Source organism: Citrobacter sp. Cpo142 (assembly GCF_030332425.1).
In the GTDB taxonomy this organism is placed as follows: Bacteria; Pseudomonadota; Gammaproteobacteria; order Enterobacterales; family Enterobacteriaceae; genus Citrobacter; species Citrobacter portucalensis.
In genome coordinates, this window is sequence record NZ_JAOWHW010000112.1 from 65,011 (window position 1) to 88,457 (window position 23,447).

Below are 23,447 nucleotides of genomic sequence, written 5' to 3' on the forward strand. Positions count from 1 at the left end.
GGTTTTGCGATGCTTGTCGCAAATGGTTTTTGTTTATCCATTAATAACAGATAGATAACCAATGAAGGTAAGGTGTTCGCGATCTCATTGTTAATAAATTATTAAAATCTCGCTTGCATTTTGTGATTCATAAAAGAACTATTTAAAGAGATATTACGGAACACATCTGGAGATTAACGATGCAGCAGTTAGCCAGTTATTTATCCGGTGCCTGGCAGACAGGCCGGGGCCGCACCCGCACCATCCACCACGCCCTTACCGGTGAAGCGCTTTGGGAAGTGACAAGCGTTGGACTGGATATGGCGCAGGCGCGCCGCTTTGCTATTGAGCACGGCGGCAAAGCGTTACAGGCAATGAGTTTTATTGAGCGCAGCGCGATGCTAAAAGCGGTGGCGAAGCATTTAATGGAACTGAAAGCCGATTTCTATGCCATATCTGCGCAAACCGGAGCAACGCGCGGTGACAGCTGGGTCGATATCGAAGGCGGCATTGGCACGCTTTTCACTTATGCCAGTCTCGGTGGCCGCGAGCTGCCGGACGATACACTGTGGCCGGAAGACGAACTGATCCCGCTGTCCAAACAGGGCGGTTTTGCCGCACGCCACGTGCTGACCTCCAAATCCGGTGTTGCGGTGCATATCAACGCCTTTAACTTCCCCTGCTGGGGTATGCTGGAGAAGCTGGCGCCAACCTGGCTTGCCGGGATGCCAGCCATTATCAAACCTGCAACCGCCACCGCGCAGCTCACTCAGGCAATGGTGAAAGCGATTATCGACAGTGGCCTGGTACCGAACGGCGCAATTAGCCTTATCTGTGGCGGCGCGGGTGACCTGCTCGATCACCTCGACAGCCAGGATGTGGTGACCTTTACCGGTTCTGCTCATACCGGGCAGCAGTTGCGCGTGCACCCCAACCTGGTGGCTAAATCGGTTCCATTCACCATGGAAGCGGATTCACTCAACTGCTGTGTGCTTGGTGATGACGTCACCCCAGAACAGCCTGAGTTTGCATTGTTTGTACGTGAAGTCGTGCGCGAGATGACGACCAAAGCCGGGCAGAAATGTACCGCTATCCGCCGCATTATCGTGCCACAGGCGCAGGTGAAAGCAGTCAGCGAGGCGCTGATTACCCGTCTGCAAAAAGTGGTAGTGGGCGATCCGGCGCAGGAAGGCGTGAAGATGGGGTCGCTGGTGAATAACGATCAGCGTCAGGACGTGCAGGATAATGTGAATCGTCTGGTTGAAGCCGGGTGTGAGGTGCTGCTGGGCGGAAAAGCAGATCTGAGCACGGCTGGGGCTTTCTTCCCGCCAACGCTGCTGTTTTGTCCGCAGCCGGATGAAATTGCCGCGGTACATGCAATTGAAGCCTTTGGTCCGGTCGCCACGCTGATGCCGTATCAAAATACCGGGCATGCCATGACGCTGGCGCGCGCCGGTGAAGGCAGTCTGGCAGGAACGCTGGTGACGGCGAGCGGCGAACTGGCGCGAGAGTTTATCCTCGGTGCGGCCCGCGCCCACGGGCGTATTCAGGTGCTGAACGAAGAGTCCTCGGCGGAATCGACCGGTCACGGCTCTCCGCTGCCACAGCTGGTCCACGGCGGGCCTGGACGTGCAGGCGGCGGTGAAGAGCTGGGCGGTCTGCGTGCGGTGAAACACTACATGCAACGCACCGCCATTCAGGGCAGCCCAACCATGCTCGCGGCGGTAAGCCAACAGTGGGTGCGTGGCGCTCGGGTAGAGGAAGATCGTATTCACCCGTTTCGTAAATACTTCGAAGAGATCCAGCCGGGCGACAGCCTGCTGACGCCACGTCGTACACTGACCGAAGCGGATATCGTTAACTTTGCCTGCCTCAGCGGTGACCACTTCTACGCCCATATGGACAAGATTGCAGCAGCCGATTCCATTTTCGGCGAGCGCGTGGTGCACGGTTACTTCCTGATTTCCGCCGCAGCCGGTCTGTTTGTTGACGCGGGCGTCGGTCCGGTGATTGCCAACTATGGCATGGAAAACCTGCGCTTTATCGAGCCGGTTAAGCCGGGCGACACTATCCAGGTGCGTTTAACCTGCAAACGCAAAACGGTGAAACGTCAGCGCAATGCCGAAGAAAAAGCGACCGGCGTGGTGGAGTGGTCGGTGGAGATCTTTAATCAGCACCAGCAGGCGGTGGCGCTGTATTCCATTCTGACGTTGGTTGCACGTCAGCATGGGGATTTCCCGGCGTAAGATTCCGGTGTAGCTTCACTCGACCAGACTTGAAACAAAAAGCAAAAAAAACCTGCTCAGTTTCCTGAGCAGGCTTCTTAAATATGGCTCCTCTGACTGGACTCGAACCAGTGACATACGGATTAACAGTCCGCCGTTCTACCGACTGAACTACAGAGGAATCGTTGTGGAGGCTTATCTTAGCGGCGAAAAAAATTTTGTCAAACCCCATTTCCTCGAATGCGAATCAATTGATGCTTCTCTCGACAGTTTGTTGCATTTACAGACATTTTAAATAGAAAAAACTTTGCAGCTTTTTTGATTCTCCCTCATCATTTGAAATGAGGTTTCAACTTTCTTCGTTAAGGTCCACTTTGAACGTCTCCGCTGCCTTACGCCAGGTCGCTTCCCGCACGCCCTGGTATGCCAAACGCAAGAGTTATAAGGTTCTCTTTTGGCGCGAAATCACTCCGCTGGCTGTCCCCATTTTTCTGGAAAACACCTGTGTGCTATTGATGGGTGTTCTCAGTACCTTCCTGGTCAGCTGGTTGGGAAAAGAAGCGATGGCCGGTGTCGGACTCGCCGACAGCTTTAATATGGTCATCATGGCATTTTTCGCCGCCATCGATCTGGGCACCACCGTGGTTGTAGCATTTAGCCTCGGAAAACGAGATCGTCGACGGGCCAGAGCCGCGGCCAGACAATCACTGGTGATCATGACAATTTTTGCTACCGTTCTGGCAGCTGTCATTCACTATTTTGGTCAACAGATTATTGACGTTGTGGCAGGTGAAGCAACGCCAGACGTTAAAGCTTTGGCACTCACCTATCTGGAGCTGACGGTGCTCAGCTACCCGGCGGCAGCCATTGCGCTGATCGGTAGTGGCGCACTACGTGGAGCCGGAAATACAAAAATACCGTTGTTGATTAACGGCGGCATGAACATCCTGAATATCATCATCAGTAGCATCCTGATTTACGGGATCTTTTCCTGGCAAGGTCTGGGATTTGTGGGAGCAGGCCTGGGACTGACCATTTCGCGCTACATCGGGGCGATTGCCATCATCTGGGTACTGATGATTGGTTTTAACCCCGCGCTGCGAATTCCCTTCAAAAGCTATTTTAAGCCACTCAATCTCGCCATTATCTGGGAGGTGATGGGGATCGGCATTCCGGCAAGTATCGAGTCAGTGCTGTTCAATGGCGGTAAACTTTTGACGCAGATGTTTGTTTCAGGCATGGGAACCAGCGTTATCGCCGGGAATTTTATTGCATTTTCTATCGCCGCGCTTATCAACTTACCGGGGAATGCTTTAGGTTCCGCGTCGACAATCATTACCGGCAGGCGTCTGGGAAATGGTCAGATTGCCCAGGCTGAAATCCAGCTGCGGCATGTATTCTGGCTGTCGACGATCGGCCTGACGGCAATTGCCTGGCTAACCGCTCCTTTCGCCGGAGTGATGGCCTCATTTTATACCCACGATCAGGATGTAAAAGAGGTCATAGTCATCCTGATTTGGCTCAACGCAGCATTTATGCCGATATGGGCTGCATCCTGGGTGTTACCAGCAGGCTTTAAAGGTGCGCGAGATGCACGTTTTGCTATGTGGGTATCGATGCTGGGCATGTGGGGCTGCCGTGTAGTCGCGGGTTACACCCTGGGTATCGTATTAGGATGGGGCGTTGTCGGCGTTTGGTTAGGTATGTTCTTCGACTGGGCCGTACGCGCCGCGTTATTTTACTGGCGTATGGTTACCGGCCGCTGGTTGTGGAAATACCCGCGCCCCGAACGCGAAAAGTGCATAAAACAACCGGTTGCGTCTGAATAAGCGGCGAAATGGGGAATATTTCAGCAAACGATCGCATTTATCCATTCAGGCTTTGACAACGCTGAGCGGCATCGCTAATATTCGCCTCGTTCAAACGATTCCTCTGTAGTTCAGTCGGTAGAACGGCGGACTGTTAATCCGTATGTCACTGGTTCGAGTCCAGTCAGAGGAGCCATATTTAAGAAGCCTGCTCAGGAAACTAAGCAGGCTTTTTGCTTTTCTGCGATCCCATTTGCCGGGTAAAGCACTTCACTCCACATCCAGGCTTTTCCATACTGACGACGGGAGAATGTCCGTCTGCTTATGCAAAATGTCTCTATGATCCAATTCGTTAACGTCATGGTTAAGTATCTTATCGTGCAACGACATCAAAATGAGCCCCATACTTGCCCATGCCGATACTGCTGAAAGCAGCGCTAACCGCTTTATTAGTAATTCCACTTAGTACAATAGCCGGTGAGAAAGTCACGCTACGTTGCCCGGACAGAGGCTGGGCGGAGGTGACATTTCATCTGTTCCAACACGTTAGCGAGCTGTGGGAAAACAATAGTTTTTATGTTTCCGATGCCCGGCGTAGTCAGAGTAATAAATTCTATATGTTTACCAATCGAGATGTTCTTTCGGTGAAGAATGGATTTCAGTTTATTTATGCGGATTCGGGACGAGCGGTGTCTTGTTCGATATTGTCGCGGGTACCGACGCAGGATCTGAGGCTGGAGACTTTGAGGTAACGCAGCTTTCTACCCGCCATTCAGCGACGTCAGGGAAGCCCGTTTACTCACGGGCTTTTGTAGTTAAATCTGATAATCAATCACCGCCTCATCTGGCTCCATCGCCTGGCGCTTAATTTCATCGACGGATAACCCTGCATTGCATAGCTCGATGAATCGCCAGACGTAGTTGCGCTGCAACTGTCCGCGTTTAAGCCCTAGCCAAACGGTATTTGCATCAAACAAATGCCGGGTATCAAGACGGGTTAAGGTCCCCTCTTCCTGCTCGCCGCTGGATTGCTCTGCCACCAGCCCAATCCCCAACCCCAGCGACACGTAAGTTTTAATCACATCCGAGTCCTGGGCGCTGAGAACAATATCCGGTATCAGCCCTTTGCGAGCAAATGCTTCATCGATGCGGGAACGCCCTGTAATCCCCTGACGATAGGTAATTAACGGCCAGTGAGCGATAGACTCCAGCGTGAGTGGAGAAGCTTTCACTAATGGATGGTCGTGAGGAACAAGCAGGCTGTGGTGCCAACGAAACCAGGGAAAAGCCACCAACAATGGATCGCTGCTCAGCCGCTCACTGGCAATTCCGATATCTGCCCCGCCATTTTGTAGCAGGACATCAATCTCCTGTGGCGTACCCTGAATAAGTTCCAGACGCACCTCAGGGAACAGCTCACGAAAGGCTTTTATCACCGCAGGCAAGCTATAGCGTGCCTGGGTATGCGTGGTGGCAATCGTCAGAACGCCGGACGTGTCATTGGTAAACAGATCCGCCAGTCGACGAACATTACTGGCCTCATTCAGAATACGCTCGGCAATAATCAGCAAGGCTTTACCCGGTTCGGTCATGCCCAACAGGCGTTTACCGCGACGGATAAAAATCTCGATGCCAAGTTCATCTTCAAGTTCACGAATGTGTCGGCTGACACCCGACTGCGAGGTGTACAGTATATTCGCGACCTCTGTCAGGTTGTAATCCTGACGGGCCGCCTCGCGGATTATTTTAAGTTGCTGGAAATTCACGTTTCGCTCCGGGCACATCAGACATTACGCTATTGTTAAAGTCTGATGCCCGGCATAACAAATAATAAAAACCTGCATCTTATTCCTTGTGGGAATAAGGTTTAGCTGACCAGCTGCAGCTCGCGATTTTCCAGCGCCGGACGGCTGACCAGCGACAACAGGATCTCCTTCACGGCCTGCGCCTGGGGCGATAAGCTCCCTCTGGCTGATACGTTCAACGATAATGGCAGATTCATCGATGGTGTTGTGATGCGTGCCATCCAGCCGTTAGCCGCATTGCATAATGAACGGGCGGCCGACTCAGGCAACACTGTGACACCCATACCACTGGCAATGGCGGCCGTTAGGGTGGAGATAGACTCAATTTCGCCAATCACTTTAGCCGTTAAGCGACGTAGCGAAAAAGCTTCATCCACGCGCAGGCGAACCGCGCTGTAATCCCGTGGCAGGAACAAATTCATCTGCGCCACTGCGGCTAAATCGACGCTTTGGCCAGGACACTCACGCGTGCCGACCAGGTAGAGATCCTCTTTAAGCAACGGTTGACTGCTGATGCCCGCCACAGGTGAACGCTCATAGAGCACTGCCATATCTAATTGCCCGCTGAGCAGCTTGTCATTCAGCACTGCCCCACTGTCTTCATGCAAATAGACCAGCACATCAGGCAGTTCGGCACGTAGCGTCTGTAATAACGGCATGGTAATGGATGACGCGACTGTCCCCGGCGCAAGGCCGATAGAGACCTGTCCACTCAAGGTCTGGCCCACGTTATTAACCGCAAGTTGCGCCTGTTCGCACTGACGTAAAATCGTCCGGGCGTGGGTATATAGCACTTTTCCTGCTTCCGTCGGCGTGACGCCACGCTTGGTACGAATCAGCAATTGCTGATCGAGCTCACCTTCCAGCGTAGCGACCTGCTGGCTCAGCGCGGGTTGCGCAATGTGCAACACTTCCGCTGCCTGGGTCAGGCTACCAATATCGACGATTTTCACGAAATATTTCAGTCGTCTGAAGTTCATTTTGCCTCCTGTCGGAATACCAGAACCCGTGCTGGCAGTCATTAAATTCAGGACTGCAAGATGCTTGCCACTTTCGTCTAAAACGGTGTTTTACGGTTAAAGCCGCGTAAAGTCAGGAGTAAAAGCGGAGAAAGATCATTCTGCACACCTAAGTATCTCATTCAGTCTGCCCTGGAAGAGGTAGACACGCACCAGAATGGGGCAAAAGCATAAAAAGACGGAAAGATCGCCGCTTTGCTGATTTTGTCAGCAAACGAACACACAAATGTATTTACCCCTTTGACAAGCCTCACCACCCTCGCTAATATGCGCCTCGTTCAAACGATTCCTCTGTAGTTCAGTCGGTAGAACGGCGGACTGTTAATCCGTATGTCACTGGTTCGAGTCCAGTCAGAGGAGCCATATTTAAGAAGCCTGCTCAGGAAACTAAGCAGGCTTTTTGCTTTTATGCCATTGCTCATTGCGCATATCAAAGCCTCAACTTAGTCTGGCCAACACTTCATTCATAATAGCCGCAGGTATTTGTTCCAGACGCTTGCCGTTCCGGGCTTTCATATCAATAGACAGGAACACCAATGAGTTGAGATGTCCGCTCTTCGCTCACTGCAGACTTTAAACTCACCCAGTACCTCCGCTCTGTGCCAGCAGAGGGCTTTTCTATCGCCGCTGATATATTAATCCATGGAGAGCAGGCCATATTTATAATATAAATTGACGGGTACGCTGAATTTTACAGGAACATCTCCAATGAATATTGCCGCCTCAATTGCCCTTTTGGGCGCTTGCCCATTTGTGAGTCTGGCGGCAGTACCGGTGACCTTTTCCGAAACTGTCCTGGATGCCGCAGGGCCAAAAGGCCCTTTGAAAGGCACGTTACTCACCCCGAATTCAAAACCAACAGCCGTTGTTCTTATCATTCCTGGCTCCGGGCCAACCGATCGGGATGGAAACAACCCGCTTGGTGTGAATGCATCGCCTTACCGACTTCTTGCTGAAGGCCTTGCTGCCAAAGGCTTTGCGACGCTTCGTATCGACAAACGTGGAATGTTCGCTAGCGCAATGGCCGTAGAGGATGCCAATGCGGTGACGATTGCTGACTATGTTGACGACGTTCGATCCTGGGTAGACGTGCTTAGACGTCACATGCACACCCCCTGTATTTGGGTTTTAGGGCACAGTGAAGGGGGCGTAGTCGCACTTGCCTCGGCTCAAGAAGAGAATGTGTGCGGTGTGATTCTTATCGCAACGCCCGGGAGGCCGATGGGCGAGGTGTTGAGGGGGCAACTTAACGCTAATCCGGAAAATGAAATTCTATTAAAGCAGGCACTGCCGATAATTGATGCTCTGGAGCATCGGCGGCGAGTCGATATTACGAATATTCACCCAGCACTGCAAAGTATCTTTAATCCTGCTGTTCAGGGGTTTTTGATCAATGCATTTTCATATAATCCGGGTCATCTCATTTCGAGTATTTCCAAACCCGTGTTAGTGCTACAAGGGCAACGCGATCTCCAGGTGGAAGAAACGGATGCAAGACTGCTTAAGGCCGCGAATCCTCAAGCGTCCCTGGTTATACTGCCCAATATGAACCATGTTATGAAAGAGGTGACTTCGGACGATCGCAAAGCGAATATCGCGACATACGCTGAACCCGCGCTCCCCTTAGCTCCCGGTTTAATCGACTCGATTGAGCATTTCCTGATCCGCAACTCACCTTTTCCCGAAAAGTAACAGCTGCTCTGCTCTCGGTGTCCTCCCAAAAACGGTTTACTTTTAAAGAGTTCAGCATGCTTTAAAGCATTCGTCTGCTCCATGCTCACAGCAGACATGGTCAGATGTCATTCCAACCGTCACATGCCAAAAGCAGACTCCCCCTTCCCCATCCGATATCCACCTCATAACATTTTTATAAATAACAAAGCATTAAGAAGTTCAACGTAATACAATTATATTTCCAATTGTAATGATAACCATTCTCATATTACTATAATCGTGTGATTATTAACTTTTGATACACTTCGCATGTCTGACCACGCCACTACCACTGCCTCCTTTACGCTCGAGTCGCTTTATGGCGCACATCACGGCTGGCTGAAAAGCTGGCTGACGCGCAAACTCCAGTCCGCCTTTGATGCAGATGACATTGCCCAGGACACTTTTCTACGGGTAATGGGCAGCGACTCGCTCTCGACGATCCGCGATCCGCGCTCCTTTCTGTGCACTCTCGCCAAACGGGTGATGGTCGACCTGTTTCGCCGAAACGCGCTGGAAAAAGCCTATCTGGAGATGTTGGCGCTTATGCCGGAGGCGCTCGCGCCTTCCCCCGAGGAACGCGAGAGCCAGCTCGAAACCCTGCAACTCATCGACAGCATGCTTGACGGGCTGAACGGAAAAGCACGAGAAGCGTTTCTGCTTTCGCAACTGGATGGTCTGACATACAGCGAGATCGCGCTAAAGCTCGGTATCTCCGTCAGCTCGGTGAAAAAGTATATGGCAAAGGCTATCGAACATTGTCTGCTGTTTCGTCTGGAGCACGGCCTGTGAACGCTTCTATCACTGATTCTCGCCGCCAGGCATTGCGCTCGGCATCGCACTGGTATGCTGTATTGAGCGGCGAGCGTGTCAGCCCACAGCAAGAAGCGCGCTGGCAACAATGGTACGAAGAGGACAAAGATCATCAGTGGGCCTGGCAACAGGTTGAAAACCTGCGCAGCCAGCTCAGCCGCGTACCGGGCGATGTCGCCAGCCGGGCGCTGCACGATACGCGCCTTACCCGTCGTCATGTCATGAAAGGGCTACTGCTGCTACTTGGCGTAGGCGGCGGCTGGCAGCTCTGGCAATCTGAAGCCGGTGAAGGTCTGCGCGCGGATTACCGCACCGCCAAAGGCGCGGTCAGCCATCAGCGGCTGGAAGATGGCTCGCTGCTGACGCTCAACACACAAAGCGCCGCGGACGTTCGTTTTGATACGCGTCAACGCGCTGTCCATCTCTGGTACGGCGAAATTGCTATTACTACTGCAAAAGACGCGCAGCAGAGACCTTTCCGCGTTGTGACCCGCCAGGGCCAGCTCACCGCATTAGGCACAGAATTTACCGTCTACCAGCAGGACAACGTCACACGCGTTGTCGTTCAACAACACGCTGTTGAAGTCTTACTGGCAAATCGTCCGCAGGAAAAACGCATCGTCAGCGCTGGCGAGAGCCTGCAGTTTAGCGCGTCTGAATTTGGTGCAATAGCCTCAGCGGATGATGAAAGCGCCACCTGGACGCAGGGTATTCTGAGCTTCAGCGATAAACCTTTGGGTGAAGTGATTGCCACGCTGAGCCGTTATCGCAACGGCGTGCTGCGCTGCGATCCGGCTGTGGCCGGGTTACGCCTGAGTGGCACTTTCCCGCTGAAAAATACCGATGCAATCCTGGATGTTATTGCCAAGACTCTTCCAGTGAAAATTCAGTCAGTTACGCGATACTGGGTAAATATTTCTGCATTGTAAGAAAAATAATTCTCATTTCGATTGTCCTTTTTCCCCTTCTCATTCGACTCATAGATGAACACAACAAAAATGATGATGGAGAAGGTATGACGCCTTTACGCGTTTTTCGCAAAACAACACCTTTGGTTAACGTCGTTCGCCTGAGCCTGCTGCCGCTGGCCGGGCTGTCGTTATCCGCCTTCGCAGCGCAGGTTGATATCGCACCGGGTTCGCTCGACAAAGCCCTTAATCAGTATGCCGCGCTCAGCGGAATTACCCTGTCGGTTGACGCCAGCCTGACGCGCGGCAAACAGAGTAACGGTCTTCACGGTGACTACGACGTCGAAACCGGCCTGCAACACCTGCTGAACGGTAGTGGCCTGCAGGTGAAACCGCTGGGTAATAACAGCTGGACGCTGGAGCCCGCACCAACACCGCAAGAAGATGCCCTGACCGTGGTGGGCGACTGGCTGGGGGATGCGCGCGAAAACGACGTATTCGAGCATGCCGGCGCACGTGACGTTATCCGCCGTGAGGATTTCGCCAAAACCGGCGCAACATCCATGCGCGAGGTACTGAACCGCATTCCTGGCGTTACCGCCCCAGAAAACAACGGCACCGGTAGCCACGATCTGGCGATGAACTTTGGTATTCGCGGCCTGAACCCGCGCCTGGCCAGTCGTTCAACGGTACTGATGGACGGTATTCCCGTGCCGTTTGCCCCTTACGGCCAGCCGCAGCTTTCACTGGCGCCTGTCTCACTCGGAAATATGGACGCCATCGATGTGGTTCGCGGCGGTGGCGCGGTGCGTTACGGGCCACAGAGCGTGGGCGGTGTGGTGAACTTTGTTACCCGCGCTATTCCGCAAGACTTCGGCATGGAAGCCGGCGTGGAAGGCCAGCTCAGCCCAACATCTTCACAAAATAACCCAAAAGAAACGCACAACCTGATGGTGGGCGGCACGGCGGATAACGGTTTTGGTACCGCCCTGCTTTACTCCGGCACACGTGGAAGCGACTGGCGCGAACACAGCGCGACCCGCATCGACGACCTGATGCTGAAAAGCAAATATGCGCCAAACGAAGTGCATACCTTCAACAGTCTTTTGCAATACTACGACGGTGAAGCTGACATGCCCGGCGGCCTGTCTCGCGCGGATTACGACGCCGACCGCTGGCAATCCACGCGCCCTTACGATCGCTTCTGGGGGCGCCGCAAGCTGGCGAGCCTCGGCTACCAGTTCCAGCCGGACAGCCAGCATAAATTCAATATTCAGGGCTTCTACACTGAAACTCTGCGCAGCGGCTACCTGGAACAGGGAAAACGCCTCACCCTTTCACCGCGTAACTACTGGGTACGCGGCATTGAACCACGCTACAGTCAGAGCTTTATGGTGGGTCCTTCTGCGCATGAAGTGGGCGTGGGATACCGCTATGTGAGCGAGTCGACGCATGAAATGCGTTACTACACGGCCACCAGCAGTGGACAACTGCCGTCCAGCGCCAGCCCTTACGATCGCGACACTCGTTCGGGTACCGAAGCGCACGCCTGGTATCTGGATGACAAAATCGACATTGGCAACTGGACTATCACACCGGGTATGCGCTTTGAACATATCGAGTCATACCAGAACAACGCCATCAAAGGCTCACATGAGGAAGTAAGCTACAACGCCCCACTTCCGGCGCTAAACGTGCTTTACCACCTGACTGATAGCTGGAATCTCTATGCAAACACTGAAGGCTCATTCGGCACCGTACAGTACAGCCAAATTGGCAAGGCTGTGCAAAGCGGCAATGTGGAACCGGAAAAAGCGCGAACCTGGGAGCTCGGAACCCGATACGACGATGGCGCGCTGACGGCGGAAATGGGGCTGTTCCTGATTAACTTTAATAATCAGTACGACTCCAACCAAACCAACGACACCGTTACGGCACGCGGTAAAACACGCCATACCGGGCTGGAAACCCAGGCTCGCTATGATCTCGGCACTTTGACGCCAACGCTCGACAACGTTTCGGTCTACGCAAGCTATGCGTATGTGAACGCTGAGATCCGCGAGAAAGGCGATACCTACGGCAATCAGGTGCCGTTCTCGCCAAAACACAAAGGCACGTTGGGCGTGGACTATAAGCCGGGTAGCTGGACCTTCAACCTGAACAGCGATTTCCAGTCCAGCCAGTTTGCGGATAACGCCAACACTGTTAAAGAGAGCGCTGACGGCAGTACCGGTCGCATCCCTGGCTTTATGCTCTGGGGCGCACGCGTAGCCTATGACTTTGGTCCGCAGATGGCAGACCTGAACCTGGCGTTCGGCGTGAAAAATATCTTCGACCAAGAGTATTTCACCCGCTCTTACGACGACAACAACAAAGGCATCTACGCAGGCCAGCCGCGCACGCTGTATATGCAGGGTTCGTTGAAGTTCTAAACCCCGTTTAGCCGGCCTGCATGCTGTTTTTGTAGGTCGGCCAAACGAAACGCCACCCGACGCAGGCAATTTACATGTTCACACCATTACGCACCCTATTCGCCACTCTGCTGCTGCTCACCGGCCATGCTTTTGCCGCCACGGTTCATGACGAACATGGCACCTTTACGCTTGATAAAACGCCACAACGGATAGTGGTGCTGGAACTGTCGTTCGCGGACGCACTGGCTGCTGTCGATGTCAGTCCGGTCGGCATTGCCGACGATAACGATGCCATGCGCATTCTTCCAGAAGTTCGTGCCCATCTTAAACCCTGGCAGTCCGTCGGCACGCGTGCGCAGCCGAGTTTAGAAGCCATCAGCGCGCTGAAACCGGATCTGATCATTGCCGACAGCAGCCGCCATGCGGGTATTCACAGCGCCTTACAGCAAATCGCACCGGTGCTGCTGCTCAAGTCCCGCAATGAAACCTACGCTGAAAATCTTCAGTCTGCGGCCATCATTGGTGAAATCGTGGGTAAAAAGGCACAGATGCAGTCACGCCTGGCGCAACACCAACAACAGATGTCAGAGTGGGCCAGCCAACTGCCAAAAGACACGATGGTGGTGTTTGGTACGTCCCGAGAGCAGCAGTTCAACCTGCACACGCAGGAGACCTGGACCGGGGGCGTCCTGACCTCTCTGGGGCTGACGGTGCCTGCGGCTATGGCGGGTTCGTCTATGCCTTCCATCGGTCTGGAACAGCTGCTGGCGCTCAATCCGGCATGGCTGCTGGTCGCGCACTATCGTGAAGAGAGCATCGTGAAACGCTGGCAACAAGACCCGCTGTGGCAGATGTTAACTGCGGCGCAGAAGCAGCAGACGGCGTCGGTCGACAGTAACGCCTGGGCGCGGATGCGCGGCATTTTCGCAGCCGAACGCATTGCCAGCGACACGGTAAAAATCTTTCACCACCAGCCTTTATCCGATGTGAAATGACAGTTTTCAAACATCCAGCGCTACAGTGGGGGATTCCCCTTGTCGCGCTTATCGCTATCTTCTGGCTGAGTCTGTTTTGCTACTCGGCCATTCCTGTTTCTGGCGTTGATGCCATTCACGCCCTGCTGCCAGGCCATACGCCGACGCTTCCACAAGCGCTGGTGCAAAACCTTCGTTTGCCGAGAAGCCTGGTCGCCATTTTGATCGGCGCAAGCCTGGCTCTGGCGGGAACGCTGCTGCAGACCCTGACGCATAATGCAATGGCCTCCCCTTCACTACTCGGTATTAACAGTGGCGCAGCGCTGGCGATGGCGCTTACCAGCGCTATCAGCCCTGCGCCCGTTACGGGTTACTCCATCGCCTTTATCGCCGCCTGCGGTGGCGGCGTAAGCTGGCTGATGGTGATGACCGCAGGTGGTGGATTTCGTCACACCCAGGACAGAAACAAACTGATCCTCGCGGGCATCGCGTTCTCGGCTTTCTGTATGGCCCTTACCCGCATCACCCTGCTGCTGACGGAAGATCACGCCTACGGCATTTTTTACTGGCTTGCGGGAGGCGTATCCCACGCTCGTTGGCAGGAGTTCTGGCAGCTTTTCCCAATGGTGGCGGTTGCTGTACCGGTGGTATTGCTGCTGGCTAATCAACTGAACCTGCTTAACGTCAGTGACAGCACCGCCCGCACGCTGGGGGTGAATCTGCCGAAGCTCCGTTTGATCATCAATATTCTGGTGCTGCTTCTGGTCGGTACCTGCGTCAGCGTGGCAGGCCCGGTGGCGTTTATCGGTCTCCTGATGCCGCATTTGGCTCGCTTCTGGGTGGGATTCGATCAGCGCAAAGTCCTGCCGATGAGCATGCTGATGGGCGCCACGCTGCTGCTGCTGGCTGATGTTCTGGCCCGAGCGCTGGCCTTCCCCGGCGAATTGCCCGCGGGGGCAGTAGTGGCGCTGATTGGTGCGCCCTGTTTTGTCTGGCTGGTCAGGAGGCGTGGATGAAAATTGCGATAGTCATTCTCATCGCCCTCACGCTGGCAGGATTTTCGGTTCTGTCGTTACAAATGGGGGTGATCGCCGTTCCCTGGCGTGCCCTGCTGACCGACTGGCAGACCGGGCGCGAATATCATTACGTGTTAACGGCCTACCGCCTGCCGCGGCTACTGCTAGCGTTGCTTGTCGGTGCAGCCCTCGCGGTGGCAGGCGTGCTGGTACAAGGGATCGTGCGTAACCCTCTGGCATCGCCGGATATTCTCGGCGTAAACCATGCCGCCAGCCTTGCCTCTGTAGGCGCACTGTTTCTCTTACCGTCACTACCGGTGATTGCTCTGCCGCTGCTGGCCTTTGCCGGAGGCATAACGGGCCTGATCCTGCTGAGATTGCTGGCGAACACCAGCCAGCCGATGAAGCTCGCTCTCACGGGTGTTGCGCTTTCTGCCTGCTGGGCCAGTCTGACGGATTATCTGATGCTTTCGCGTCCGCAGGATGTGAACAGCGCCCTGCTGTGGCTGACCGGCAGCTTATGGGGGCGTGACTGGAGCTTTGTGAAAATAGCCGCCCCGCTGCTGATTTTGTTTCTGCCGCTGAGTCTGCGTTTTTGCCGCGATCTCGACCTCCTGGCATTGGGCGATGCGCGCGCCACCACGCTCGGTGTGTCGGTGCCGCGTATCCGGCTCCAGGCTTTGCTACTGGCCGTCGCCATGACATCGACCGGCGTGGCAGTCTGCGGCCCAATTAGCTTTATTGGTCTCGTGGTGCCGCATATGGTGCGCAGCATTACCGGTGGACGTCACCGCTGGCTGCTGCCCATTTCGGCCATGACAGGTGCGTTGCTACTGGTGATTGCCGACCTGCTGGCACGAATTATTCATCCCCCGCTGGAGCTTCCGGCTGGCGTGCTGACCGCCATTATCGGTGCACCATGGTTTGTCTGGCTGCTTGTGAGAATGCGATAAATGACATTACGAACTGAAAATCTGACGGTCTGTTACGGTACAAACAAGGTGCTTGATGGTGTTTCACTCGCCCTACCAGCAGGGAAGACAACCGCCCTGCTCGGCCCCAACGGCTGCGGGAAATCAACGCTGTTAAACTGTTTTTCACGACTGTTAACGCCGCAGTCCGGTGGCGTATTTCTCGGCGATAATGCCATCAACACGCTCTCATCACGCCAGCTAGCACGCAGGCTGGCGCTGCTGCCCCAGCACCATTTAACTCCCGAGGGGATCACCGTCCAGGAGCTTGTTTCGTACGGTCGCAACCCGTGGTTGTCACTCTGGGGGCGTCTCTGCGTTGATGACAATGCGCGGGTCCATGACGCTATGAGCCAGACCCGGATCCTACATCTTGCCGACCGACGGCTAACCGATCTCTCAGGCGGTCAGCGACAGCGCGCATTTCTGGCGATGGTGCTGGCGCAGGATACGCCCGTTGTACTTCTCGATGAGCCAACCACCTATCTCGATATCAATCACCAGGTAGAACTGATGCGGCTGATGGGCGAACTCCGGGCTCAGGGGAAAACGGTAGTCGCCGTGCTGCACGACCTTAATCAGGCCAGCCGGTACTGCGACCATCTGGTGGTCATGGCGAACGGACATGTTATGGCCCAAGGCACACCAGAAGAGGTGATGAACCCTGTATTGCTGAGAACCGTATTCAGCGTGGATACGGAGATACACCCCGAACCGGTATCTGGCAGGCCGATGTGTGTAGTGAGGTAGATGATACAGTCTGTAATGGTACCATGGCTTCAACAGGTCGCCAGTTATATCACTCGTGCTACGATGACTTCAGTCCGCCCAGGTAACATTTCAACGGTTCTGGGCTGGATCATGTTGCAGCGTTCTGTCATCAACCATCATGCGTTTAGAACCAGTCAAAACCATATGAATCATCGGTTCATAAACCGCAGACAACGGTGTTCAGGGATTACTCTCTGCACCATAGCAACCCGTGAAATGCAGTTTACCGAGTGATAACACGTCGCTGTATGCACAGCAACAAAGGCAGGATTAAGTAAAACGCGAAGAGGATGACGAAACGGGGAGACACGCTAATTCATCTTTCCGCTTAATATTAACGGGCGCTGGGTTGCTTCATACCGACGTCCGCGGTGTGCCAATAGCCGACGTTGTTAAGCTTATGCAAAGAACAACGTTATATTTTGTCCTGATTGACACGGGATGAAAGCTCCTGATGGTTCTCTTTTCGTTCGCTGTAACGATCCGCAAGATAGCCGGTTTGCCCCTTAAGCAGCAGAGTGATTTTAAACAGCTCTTCGGCTACATCGACAATGCGGTCATACCATGACGAAGGTTTCATTCGTCCGTTTTCGTCGAACTCTTGCCATGCCTTGGCTACAGAGGACTGGTTAGGGATCGTAAACATCCGCATCCACCGGCCCAGAATACGCATCTGGTTCACTGCATTGAAGGACTGTGAACCTCCGCAAACCTGCATTACCGCAAGTGTTTTGCCCTGCGAAGGACGAACTGCGCCTTCACTTAATGGTATCCAGTCAATCTGCGCCTTCATAACTGCGCTCATAGCCCCGTGCCGTTCCGGAGAACTCCACACCATCCCGTCACACCATCTGACCAGACCGCGCAGCTCGGCGACTTTAGGATGTGTATCTGGCGCATCATCCGGCAGGGGTAAACCTGAGGGATTAAATAGTTTTACCTCCGCGCCCATCGCTGCCAGCAGGCGAACAGCTTCTTCCGCAGCAAAGCGGCTGTAGGAGCGCTCTCTAACTGAGCCATATAGGATCAGAATCCGCGGCGGCTCGTGCAGGTGCAGGCGCTCGGCGATGTGTTGATCAAAGCATTCACTATTCAGTGCTGGAAATTGTTCCATTTTTCTACTCCGGAGAGATCAGATGATTTCAAATTTAACACATATGATTTACCATATGTATATTCTAAAGGGAACGGAGTGAAAAATGCTACAACCTGTTCAGCTTTTCAAAATCCTGTCGGATGAAACCCGGCTCGCCATCGTCATGATTCTCCGGGAGTCAGGAGAACTGTGCGTCTGTGATATCTGCGCAACCATTTCCGAATCACAGCCCAAAGTCTCGCGACATATGGCTATTCTTCGCGAGGCTGGGTTGGTTCTGGATCGTCGTGAAGGCAAATGGATCCATTATCGTCTGTCACCCCACATACCGGCATGGGCAGCTGAGACAATCACAACGTCCTGGCAGTGTATGCGAGAGGATGTGCGTGAATGGCTGGATAAATCAGCCTGCACCTCCTGTTGAGAAATGAAAACACATTTACATAATCATATATAACGGAGTCTGAGATGCTTTTGGCAGGGAGTATATTTTTACTGACGCTGATACTGGTGATCTGGCAACCCAGAGGCTTGAGCATTGGCTGGAGTGCGAGTATCGGGGCTGTGCTGGCGCTGGTAACCGGTGTCATCCATATCAATGATATTCCCGTTGTCTGGAATATCGTCTGGAACGCGACAGCGGCATTTATTGCGGTCATCATCATCAGTCTGCTACTCGATGAGGCCGGTTTCTTTGAGTGGACCGCACTGCACGTCTCCCGCTGGGGTAACGGGCGTGGTCGCCTGCTGTTTTCCTGGATAGTGTTGCTCGGTGCCGCTGTCGCTGCTTTGTTCGCCAATGACGGCGCCGCGCTGATTCTGACACCAATTGTGATTGCGATGCTGCTTGCAATGGGATTCAGCAAGGGCACAACACTGGCCTTTGTGATGGCCGCAGGATTTATAGCAGATACGGCCAGCCTGCCGCTCATTGTTTCTAACCTGGTGAATATCGTCTCGGCGGACTTTTTCGGTCTGGGCTTTACGCAGTATGCCTCCGTTATGATCCCCGTAGATGTGGCAGCGATTGCGGCCACGCTAGTCATGCTGCATCTCTTCTTCCGCAGGGACATTCCGGCGACGTATGACGTTTCGCTGCTGAAGACTCCTGCCAGTGTGATAAAAGATCCGGCAACGTTCAGGGTGGGCTGGATTGTCCTGTTATTGCTGCTTGTCGGTTTCTTTGTTTTGGAGCCTATGGGGATCCCGGTCAGTGCGATAGCGGCTACTGGCGCAGCAGTACTGTTTATAGTGGCGAAAAGAGGTCATGCCATCAACACCGGAAAAGTCCTGCGCGGTGCGCCATGGCAGATCGTTATTTTTTCGCTGGGCATGTACCTGGTTGTCTATGGCCTCCGCAATGCAGGGTTAACGGAGTATCTGTCTGGCGTGCTAAACCTGCTGGCAGAAAAGGGATTATGGGCAGCAACGTTTGGCACCGGCTTTCTGACCGCGTTCCTGTCGTCGGTGATGAACAATATGCCGACAGTGCTGATTGGCGCGCTGTCGATTGATGGGAGTACGGCGACTGGCGTCGTCAAAGAGGCAATGATTTATGCCAACGTGATCGGCTGCGATTTAGGCCCGAAAATCACCCCGATTGGCAGTCTGGCAACCCTGCTTTGGCTGCATGTGCTTGCCCAGAAAAATATAACGATTACATGGGGATATTACTTCCGCACCGGCATTATCATGACTCTGCCCGTGCTGTTTATCACTCTGGCCGCGCTGGCGTTGCGGCTCTCCATCACTTTGTAATGAGATACAGATATGAGCAACATTACCATCTATCACAATCCAGCCTGTGGCACCTCACGTAACACGCTGGAGATGATCCGTAACAGCGGTAACGAACCAACCATTATTTATTATCTCGATACTCCCCCGACTCGTGATGAACTTAGCAAACTGATTTCAGATATGGGCATTTCAGTACGTACATTGCTGCGTAAGAACGTCGAACCTTATGAGCAGTTGGGTCTTGATGAAGACAAGTTTTCTGATGAGCAGTTGATTGATTTTATGCTTCAGCATCCGATCCTGATTAATCGGCCGATTGTAGTGACACCGATCGGCACACGTCTTTGTCGTCCCTCCGAAATGGTGCTGGATATTCTACCGGAAGGTCAGAAAGGAGTGTTTACCAAAGAGGATGGTGAGAAGGTCATTGACGAAACGGGTAAACGAGTTAAGTAATCTGCCCACTTCAAAATATCGGACGCCTGTTAACGCTATGCGGGCGTCCGCTTTTCGCTCACAGCGGAACTTCAGCTCAGTCAGCAATGTCCGCTCCGTGCTGTGAGTTCAACGGGTCGATGCAACGCTAATGAGAGCCAGACTTACGAACTACTTTATTCGACCAGCTACCCCTGACGATATCAACAAAATCATCGAATTCACCACTCAGGAAGCACAAGAATCTGAAGGTTCAGTGATTGACCTTGTTGCTGTGGAGCGTGGCGTTTCCTCGGCGTTTTGTGAAAACCCACGTTCAAAATATTGGGCCATGGAAGATTCTTCAGGAACAGTGATCGCCAATACCTCTGTCGTAAAAGAATGGAGTGCTTTTCATGGAAATGACTACTGGTGGATCCAAAGCTTTTATATCGCCCCGGAGCATCGTGGAATGGGATTAGCTGATGAGCTCATCAAACATCTTACAAAAGAAGCTAAATCAGAAAAGGCACTGGAGCTTCGCTTATATGTCCACGGAGATAACGGGCGTGCGATTCGTGCTTATGAGCGATGTGGTTTCACCGAATCTCCGTATACCATTATGAAAGTGGGTTTATAACTTCCCCAAATACAGCGATCCTAATGCTCCGCCTGAAATCAGAACACTCCTGACAGGCCACGATTCCACCAGGTTCAGATTTCTCATTCATCTTATTTTTCATGTTGCCATCAGATGAGGGAGATAATCGTTTTCACTTCTCGTCTGTCGCGGTAATCTCATAACGGTCGTTAATATTGCGACTGCAATGTGTGTAACCCAACTCAAATACTAATAACTAAAAAACAGTACAGACAGGATAACTATGGATTCCTCCCTCACCTCCACGGGTCCCCAACAGGACGCCTCTTCGCTTAACCGCGCCCGACGCGCTGCGCTTGGTAGCTTCGCGGGTGCCGTGGTCGACTGGTATGATTTTCTGCTTTACGGCATCACTGCCGCACTGGTCTTTAACCGCGAGTTCTTCCCGCAAGTCAGCCCGGCGATGGGGACACTTGCCGCATTTGCTACCTTTGGCGTCGGATTTTTGTTCCGCCCGTTAGGCGGGGTGATCTTCGGCCACTTCGGCGATCGCCTGGGGCGTAAACGTATGCTGATGCTCACCGTCTGGATGATGGGGATCGCCACTGCACTGATAGGGATCATTCCTTCCTTTGACGCCATTGGCTGGTGGGCTCCCGTTCTGCTGGTGACGCTGCGTGCTATTCAGGGATTCGCCGTTGGCGGTGAATGGGGTGGCGCGGCGTTGCTCTCCGTCGAAAGCGCGCCGAAAAATAAAAAAGCCTTCTACAGCAGCGGCGTTCAGGTCGGTTATGGCGTCGGGCTACTGCTTTCTACCGGTCTGGTCTCGCTGATTAGCTCGCAAACCACCGATGAGCAGTTCCTGAGTTGGGGCTGGCGTATTCCATTTCTGTTCAGCATCGTACTGGTATTGGGCGCGTTGTGGATGCGTAACCGAATGGATGAATCAGCCGAATTCGAACTGCAGCAGCAGGCACCGCAACCAGAGAAAAAGAGACTACCGGTAGTCGAGGCGTTAATCCGTCATCCCGGTGCCTTTTTGAAAATTATCGCTCTGCGCCTGTGTGAACTGCTGACGATGTATATCGTCACCGCGTTTGCCCTAAATTACTCCACGCAGAATCTGGGCTTACCCCGTGAACTGTTTCTGAATATCGGCTTGTTGGTGGGTGGGCTGAGCTGTCTGACCATCCCCTGCTTCGCCTGGCTCGCCGACCGTTTTGGTCGCCGGCGCGTTTACATTACCGGCGCACTGGTCGGGACGCTCAGCGCATTCCCGTTCTTTATGGCGTTAGAAGCGCAATCCATTTTCTGGATCGTGTTCTTCGCGATTATGTTGGCCAACATTGCACACGATATGGTGGTCTGCGTGCAGCAACCTATGTTTACCGGTTTGTTTGGCGCAAGCTATCGCTACAGCGGCGCGGGCGTTGGCTATCAGGTAGCAAGTGTGGTTGGCGGCGGTTTTACCCCCTTCATTGCTGCTGCACTGGTGACATTTTCCGGCGGAGACTGGCACAGTGTGGCCATTTATCTGATGGCGGGTTGTCTTATTTCCGCCACTACAGCATTGCTGATGCGGGATAAGCAGCACGGTTAAGCCTGAGTGCGGAGGCCGTCCGGTCTTCGCACAATCTTCCTCAACGTCTGACTTTTGTTTCACATTCCTGTGACATACTATCGGGAGAGCAGTACATCTGTGGAACAAGGAGACAGACATGAACAATAAGGGCTCCAGCCTGACCCCGGCTCAGGCACTGGATAAACTGGACGCGCTGTACGAGCAGTCGGTTAAAGCACTGCGTAGCGCCATTGGTAAGTATATTGAAACAGGGACGCTCCCTGATGTAATCGCCCGCCATAACGGTCTTTTTGTTTACCCATCACTGTGTGTCACCTGGGATGGCAGCGCCACCAATCCCCCGAAAACCCGCGCCTATGGTCGTTTTACCCATGCGGGCAGCTACACCACTACGATTACCCGTCCGTCGCTTTTTCGTCCGTATCTTGAAGAACAGCTCACGCTGCTGTATCAGGATTATGATGCGCATATCTCCGTCGAGCCGTCGCAGCATGAAATCCCCTATCCGTATGTCATTGACGGTTCTGAACTGACGCTCGACCGCTCGATGAGCGCCGGATTAACGCGCCATTTCCCCACTACCGAGCTGTCACAGATTGGCGATGAAACAGCAGACGGTACCTATCATCCGGCGGAATTCTCCCCGTTGTCGCACTTCGACGCCCGACGAGTAGATTTTTCGCTGGCACGACTGCGTCATTACACGGGAACGCCGGTTGAACATTTTCAGCCGTTTGTGCTGTTCACTAACTACACCCGCTATGTCGATGAGTTTGTGCGCTGGGGTTGCAGCCAGATCCTCGACCCGGACAGCCCGTATATCGCGCTTTCTTGCGCGGGCGGGATTTGGATCACCGCTGAAACTGAAGCGCCTGAAGAAGCCATCTCCGATCTCGCCTGGAAGAAACACCAGATGCCCGCCTGGCATTTAATCACCGCCGACGGTCAGGGGATCACGCTGGTTAATATCGGCGTTGGCCCATCTAACGCCAAAACCATTTGCGATCATCTGGCCGTACTGCGTCCTGACGTCTGGCTGATGATTGGTCACTGTGGCGGGCTGCGTGAAAGTCAGGCGATTGGCGACTATGTTCTGGCCCACGCTTATCTGCGCGACGACCACGTGCTGGATGCCGTACTGCCGCCAGATATTCCAATTCCGAGCATCGCGGAAGTTCAACGCGCACTGTATGACGCGACCAAAGAAGTCAGCGGTATGCCCGGTGAAGAGGTTAAACAGCGCCTGCGTACCGGTACCGTCGTCACCACCGACGATCGTAACTGGGAGCTACGCTATTCCGCTTCTGCGCTGCGTTTCAACCTCAGCCGCGCAGTGGCTATCGATATGGAAAGCGCCACCATCGCCGCTCAGGGGTATCGTTTCCGCGTTCCGTACGGCACGCTGTTGTGCGTTTCCGACAAGCCGCTGCACGGTGAGATCAAACTGCCTGGTCAGGCTAACCGTTTTTATGAAGGTGCCATTTCTGAGCATCTGCAAATAGGTATCCGGGCTATCGATCGTCTGCGTGCTGAAGGCGACCGACTGCACTCCCGTAAATTACGTACATTCAACGAACCGCCGTTCCGTTAAGACCTGA

The 23,447-nt window shown here is 53.6% G+C and carries 21 protein-coding genes, 3 tRNA genes and 1 pseudogene; 19 read left to right on the forward strand and 6 right to left on the reverse strand.

Translation table 11 applies throughout. The features are described from left to right. The first annotated feature begins 179 nt into the window (after positions 1-179). On the forward strand, positions 180-2,225 hold the full coding sequence (gene paaZ / locus OGY18_RS09440) for a phenylacetic acid degradation bifunctional protein PaaZ (protein WP_126956023.1): 2,046 nt from the start codon (positions 180-182) through the stop codon (positions 2,223-2,225). 84 nt (positions 2,226-2,309) lie between these two features. Here paaZ and OGY18_RS09445 read toward each other — a convergent pair. Beyond that, positions 2,310-2,385: transfer RNA gene (locus OGY18_RS09445), tRNA-Asn, on the reverse strand. Positions 2,386-2,391: 6 nt separating this feature from the next. Here OGY18_RS09445 and OGY18_RS27325 point away from each other — a divergent pair. The 3 genes from OGY18_RS27325 (at position 2,392) to OGY18_RS09455 (ending at position 4,208) form a co-directional block, all read left to right on the forward strand. Continuing rightward, the gene (locus OGY18_RS27325) at positions 2,392-2,499 is read left to right on the forward strand and encodes a DUF5951 family protein (RefSeq protein ID WP_219987838.1); all 108 of its coding nucleotides are present in this window, start codon (positions 2,392-2,394) and stop codon (positions 2,497-2,499) included. A gap of 46 nt (positions 2,500-2,545) precedes the next feature. Further along, positions 2,546-4,033 (forward strand): EmmdR/YeeO family multidrug/toxin efflux MATE transporter, encoded by a 1,488-nt coding sequence (locus tag OGY18_RS09450; RefSeq protein ID WP_003846749.1) that lies wholly within the window; start codon positions 2,546-2,548, stop codon positions 4,031-4,033. 99 nt (positions 4,034-4,132) lie between these two features. After that, a tRNA-Asn gene (locus OGY18_RS09455) sits at positions 4,133-4,208 on the forward strand. A 619-nt stretch (positions 4,209-4,827) separates the two neighbouring features. Here the strand turns inward: OGY18_RS09455 and cbl are convergent. Beyond that, positions 4,828-5,778 (reverse strand): HTH-type transcriptional regulator Cbl, encoded by a 951-nt coding sequence (gene cbl / locus OGY18_RS09460; RefSeq protein WP_126956003.1) that lies wholly within the window; start codon positions 5,776-5,778, stop codon positions 4,828-4,830. Between the two features lie 101 nt (positions 5,779-5,879). Next, on the reverse strand, positions 5,880-6,797 hold the full coding sequence (nac, locus tag OGY18_RS09465; RefSeq protein WP_286552791.1) for a nitrogen assimilation transcriptional regulator NAC: 918 nt from the start codon (positions 6,795-6,797) through the stop codon (positions 5,880-5,882). A 326-nt stretch (positions 6,798-7,123) separates the two neighbouring features. On the opposite strand from nac, the gene OGY18_RS09470 reads away from it, so the two are divergent. Further along, positions 7,124-7,199, forward strand: a tRNA-Asn gene (locus tag OGY18_RS09470). Between the two features lie 75 nt (positions 7,200-7,274). Here the strand turns inward: OGY18_RS09470 and OGY18_RS09475 are convergent. Then, positions 7,275-7,361 (reverse strand): annotated as a pseudogene (locus OGY18_RS09475) (type II toxin-antitoxin system PemK/MazF family toxin); the annotation flags it as partial. A gap of 183 nt (positions 7,362-7,544) precedes the next feature. On the opposite strand from OGY18_RS09475, the gene OGY18_RS09480 reads away from it, so the two are divergent. The 8 genes from OGY18_RS09480 (at position 7,545) to fecE (ending at position 16,395) form a co-directional block, all read left to right on the forward strand. Then, a complete protein-coding gene (locus OGY18_RS09480) occupies positions 7,545-8,528 on the forward strand; it encodes an alpha/beta hydrolase (protein ID WP_286552793.1) in 984 nt (327 codons plus the stop codon). A gap of 291 nt (positions 8,529-8,819) precedes the next feature. Continuing rightward, a complete protein-coding gene (gene fecI / locus OGY18_RS09485) occupies positions 8,820-9,341 on the forward strand; it encodes a ferric citrate uptake sigma factor FecI (RefSeq protein WP_148362113.1) in 522 nt (173 codons plus the stop codon). After that, positions 9,338-10,291 carry a ferric citrate uptake sigma factor regulator FecR gene (fecR, locus tag OGY18_RS09490; protein ID WP_128317709.1) on the forward strand — a complete coding sequence of 318 codons (954 nt, stop codon included), beginning with the start codon at positions 9,338-9,340 and terminating at the stop codon, positions 10,289-10,291. The genes fecI and fecR overlap by 4 nt, the downstream gene beginning before the upstream one ends. Positions 10,292-10,377: 86 nt before the next feature. Next, positions 10,378-12,702: a TonB-dependent Fe(3+) dicitrate receptor FecA gene (fecA, locus tag OGY18_RS09495; RefSeq protein ID WP_286552799.1), complete on the forward strand. Its 2,325-nt coding sequence runs from the start codon at positions 10,378-10,380 to the stop codon at positions 12,700-12,702. Between the two features lie 74 nt (positions 12,703-12,776). After that, the gene (locus OGY18_RS09500) at positions 12,777-13,679 is read left to right on the forward strand and encodes a Fe(3+) dicitrate ABC transporter substrate-binding protein FecB (protein WP_286552801.1); all 903 of its coding nucleotides are present in this window, start codon (positions 12,777-12,779) and stop codon (positions 13,677-13,679) included. Further along, on the forward strand, positions 13,676-14,674 hold the full coding sequence (gene fecC / locus OGY18_RS09505; RefSeq protein ID WP_264957232.1) for an iron-dicitrate ABC transporter permease FecC: 999 nt from the start codon (positions 13,676-13,678) through the stop codon (positions 14,672-14,674). The genes OGY18_RS09500 and fecC overlap by 4 nt, the downstream gene beginning before the upstream one ends. Next, entirely contained in the window at positions 14,671-15,627 is a 957-nt protein-coding gene (fecD, locus tag OGY18_RS09510) for a Fe(3+) dicitrate ABC transporter permease subunit FecD (RefSeq protein WP_286552803.1), read from the forward strand. Before fecC ends, fecD begins: the two co-directional genes overlap by 4 nt. Next, entirely contained in the window at positions 15,628-16,395 is a 768-nt protein-coding gene (gene fecE, locus OGY18_RS09515) for a Fe(3+) dicitrate ABC transporter ATP-binding protein FecE (RefSeq protein WP_286552805.1), read from the forward strand. 90 nt (positions 16,396-16,485) lie between these two features. Here the strand turns inward: fecE and OGY18_RS27330 are convergent, their stop codons facing one another. Together OGY18_RS27330 and arsH are read right to left on the reverse strand one after the other, a co-directional pair. Continuing rightward, positions 16,486-16,569, reverse strand: coding sequence for a hypothetical protein (locus tag OGY18_RS27330; RefSeq protein WP_348652543.1), 84 nt, complete (start codon positions 16,567-16,569; stop codon positions 16,486-16,488). Between the two features lie 262 nt (positions 16,570-16,831). Further along, on the reverse strand, positions 16,832-17,530 hold the full coding sequence (gene arsH, locus OGY18_RS09520) for an arsenical resistance protein ArsH (RefSeq protein WP_286552807.1): 699 nt from the start codon (positions 17,528-17,530) through the stop codon (positions 16,832-16,834). Between the two features lie 85 nt (positions 17,531-17,615). Between arsH and OGY18_RS09525 the strand changes: the two genes are divergently transcribed. The 6 genes from OGY18_RS09525 to OGY18_RS09550 all read left to right on the forward strand — a co-directional run bounded on the left by OGY18_RS09525 (position 17,616) and on the right by OGY18_RS09550 (position 23,440). Beyond that, on the forward strand, positions 17,616-17,936 hold the full coding sequence (locus OGY18_RS09525) for a transcriptional regulator (protein WP_047041444.1): 321 nt from the start codon (positions 17,616-17,618) through the stop codon (positions 17,934-17,936). A gap of 44 nt (positions 17,937-17,980) precedes the next feature. Next, entirely contained in the window at positions 17,981-19,270 is a 1,290-nt protein-coding gene (locus tag OGY18_RS09530; protein WP_148362118.1) for an arsenic transporter, read from the forward strand. A gap of 12 nt (positions 19,271-19,282) precedes the next feature. Further along, on the forward strand, positions 19,283-19,708 hold the full coding sequence (gene arsC, locus OGY18_RS09535; protein ID WP_148362119.1) for a glutaredoxin-dependent arsenate reductase: 426 nt from the start codon (positions 19,283-19,285) through the stop codon (positions 19,706-19,708). Positions 19,709-19,838: 130 nt separating this feature from the next. After that, positions 19,839-20,306 (forward strand): GNAT family N-acetyltransferase, encoded by a 468-nt coding sequence (locus OGY18_RS09540; protein ID WP_149385028.1) that lies wholly within the window; start codon positions 19,839-19,841, stop codon positions 20,304-20,306. Between the two features lie 244 nt (positions 20,307-20,550). Further along, positions 20,551-21,867: a shikimate transporter gene (gene shiA, locus OGY18_RS09545; RefSeq protein ID WP_286548377.1), complete on the forward strand. Its 1,317-nt coding sequence runs from the start codon at positions 20,551-20,553 to the stop codon at positions 21,865-21,867. Between the two features lie 118 nt (positions 21,868-21,985). Further along, the gene (locus OGY18_RS09550; protein ID WP_126318479.1) at positions 21,986-23,440 is read left to right on the forward strand and encodes an AMP nucleosidase; all 1,455 of its coding nucleotides are present in this window, start codon (positions 21,986-21,988) and stop codon (positions 23,438-23,440) included. The last annotated feature ends 7 nt before the right edge of the window (positions 23,441-23,447 follow it).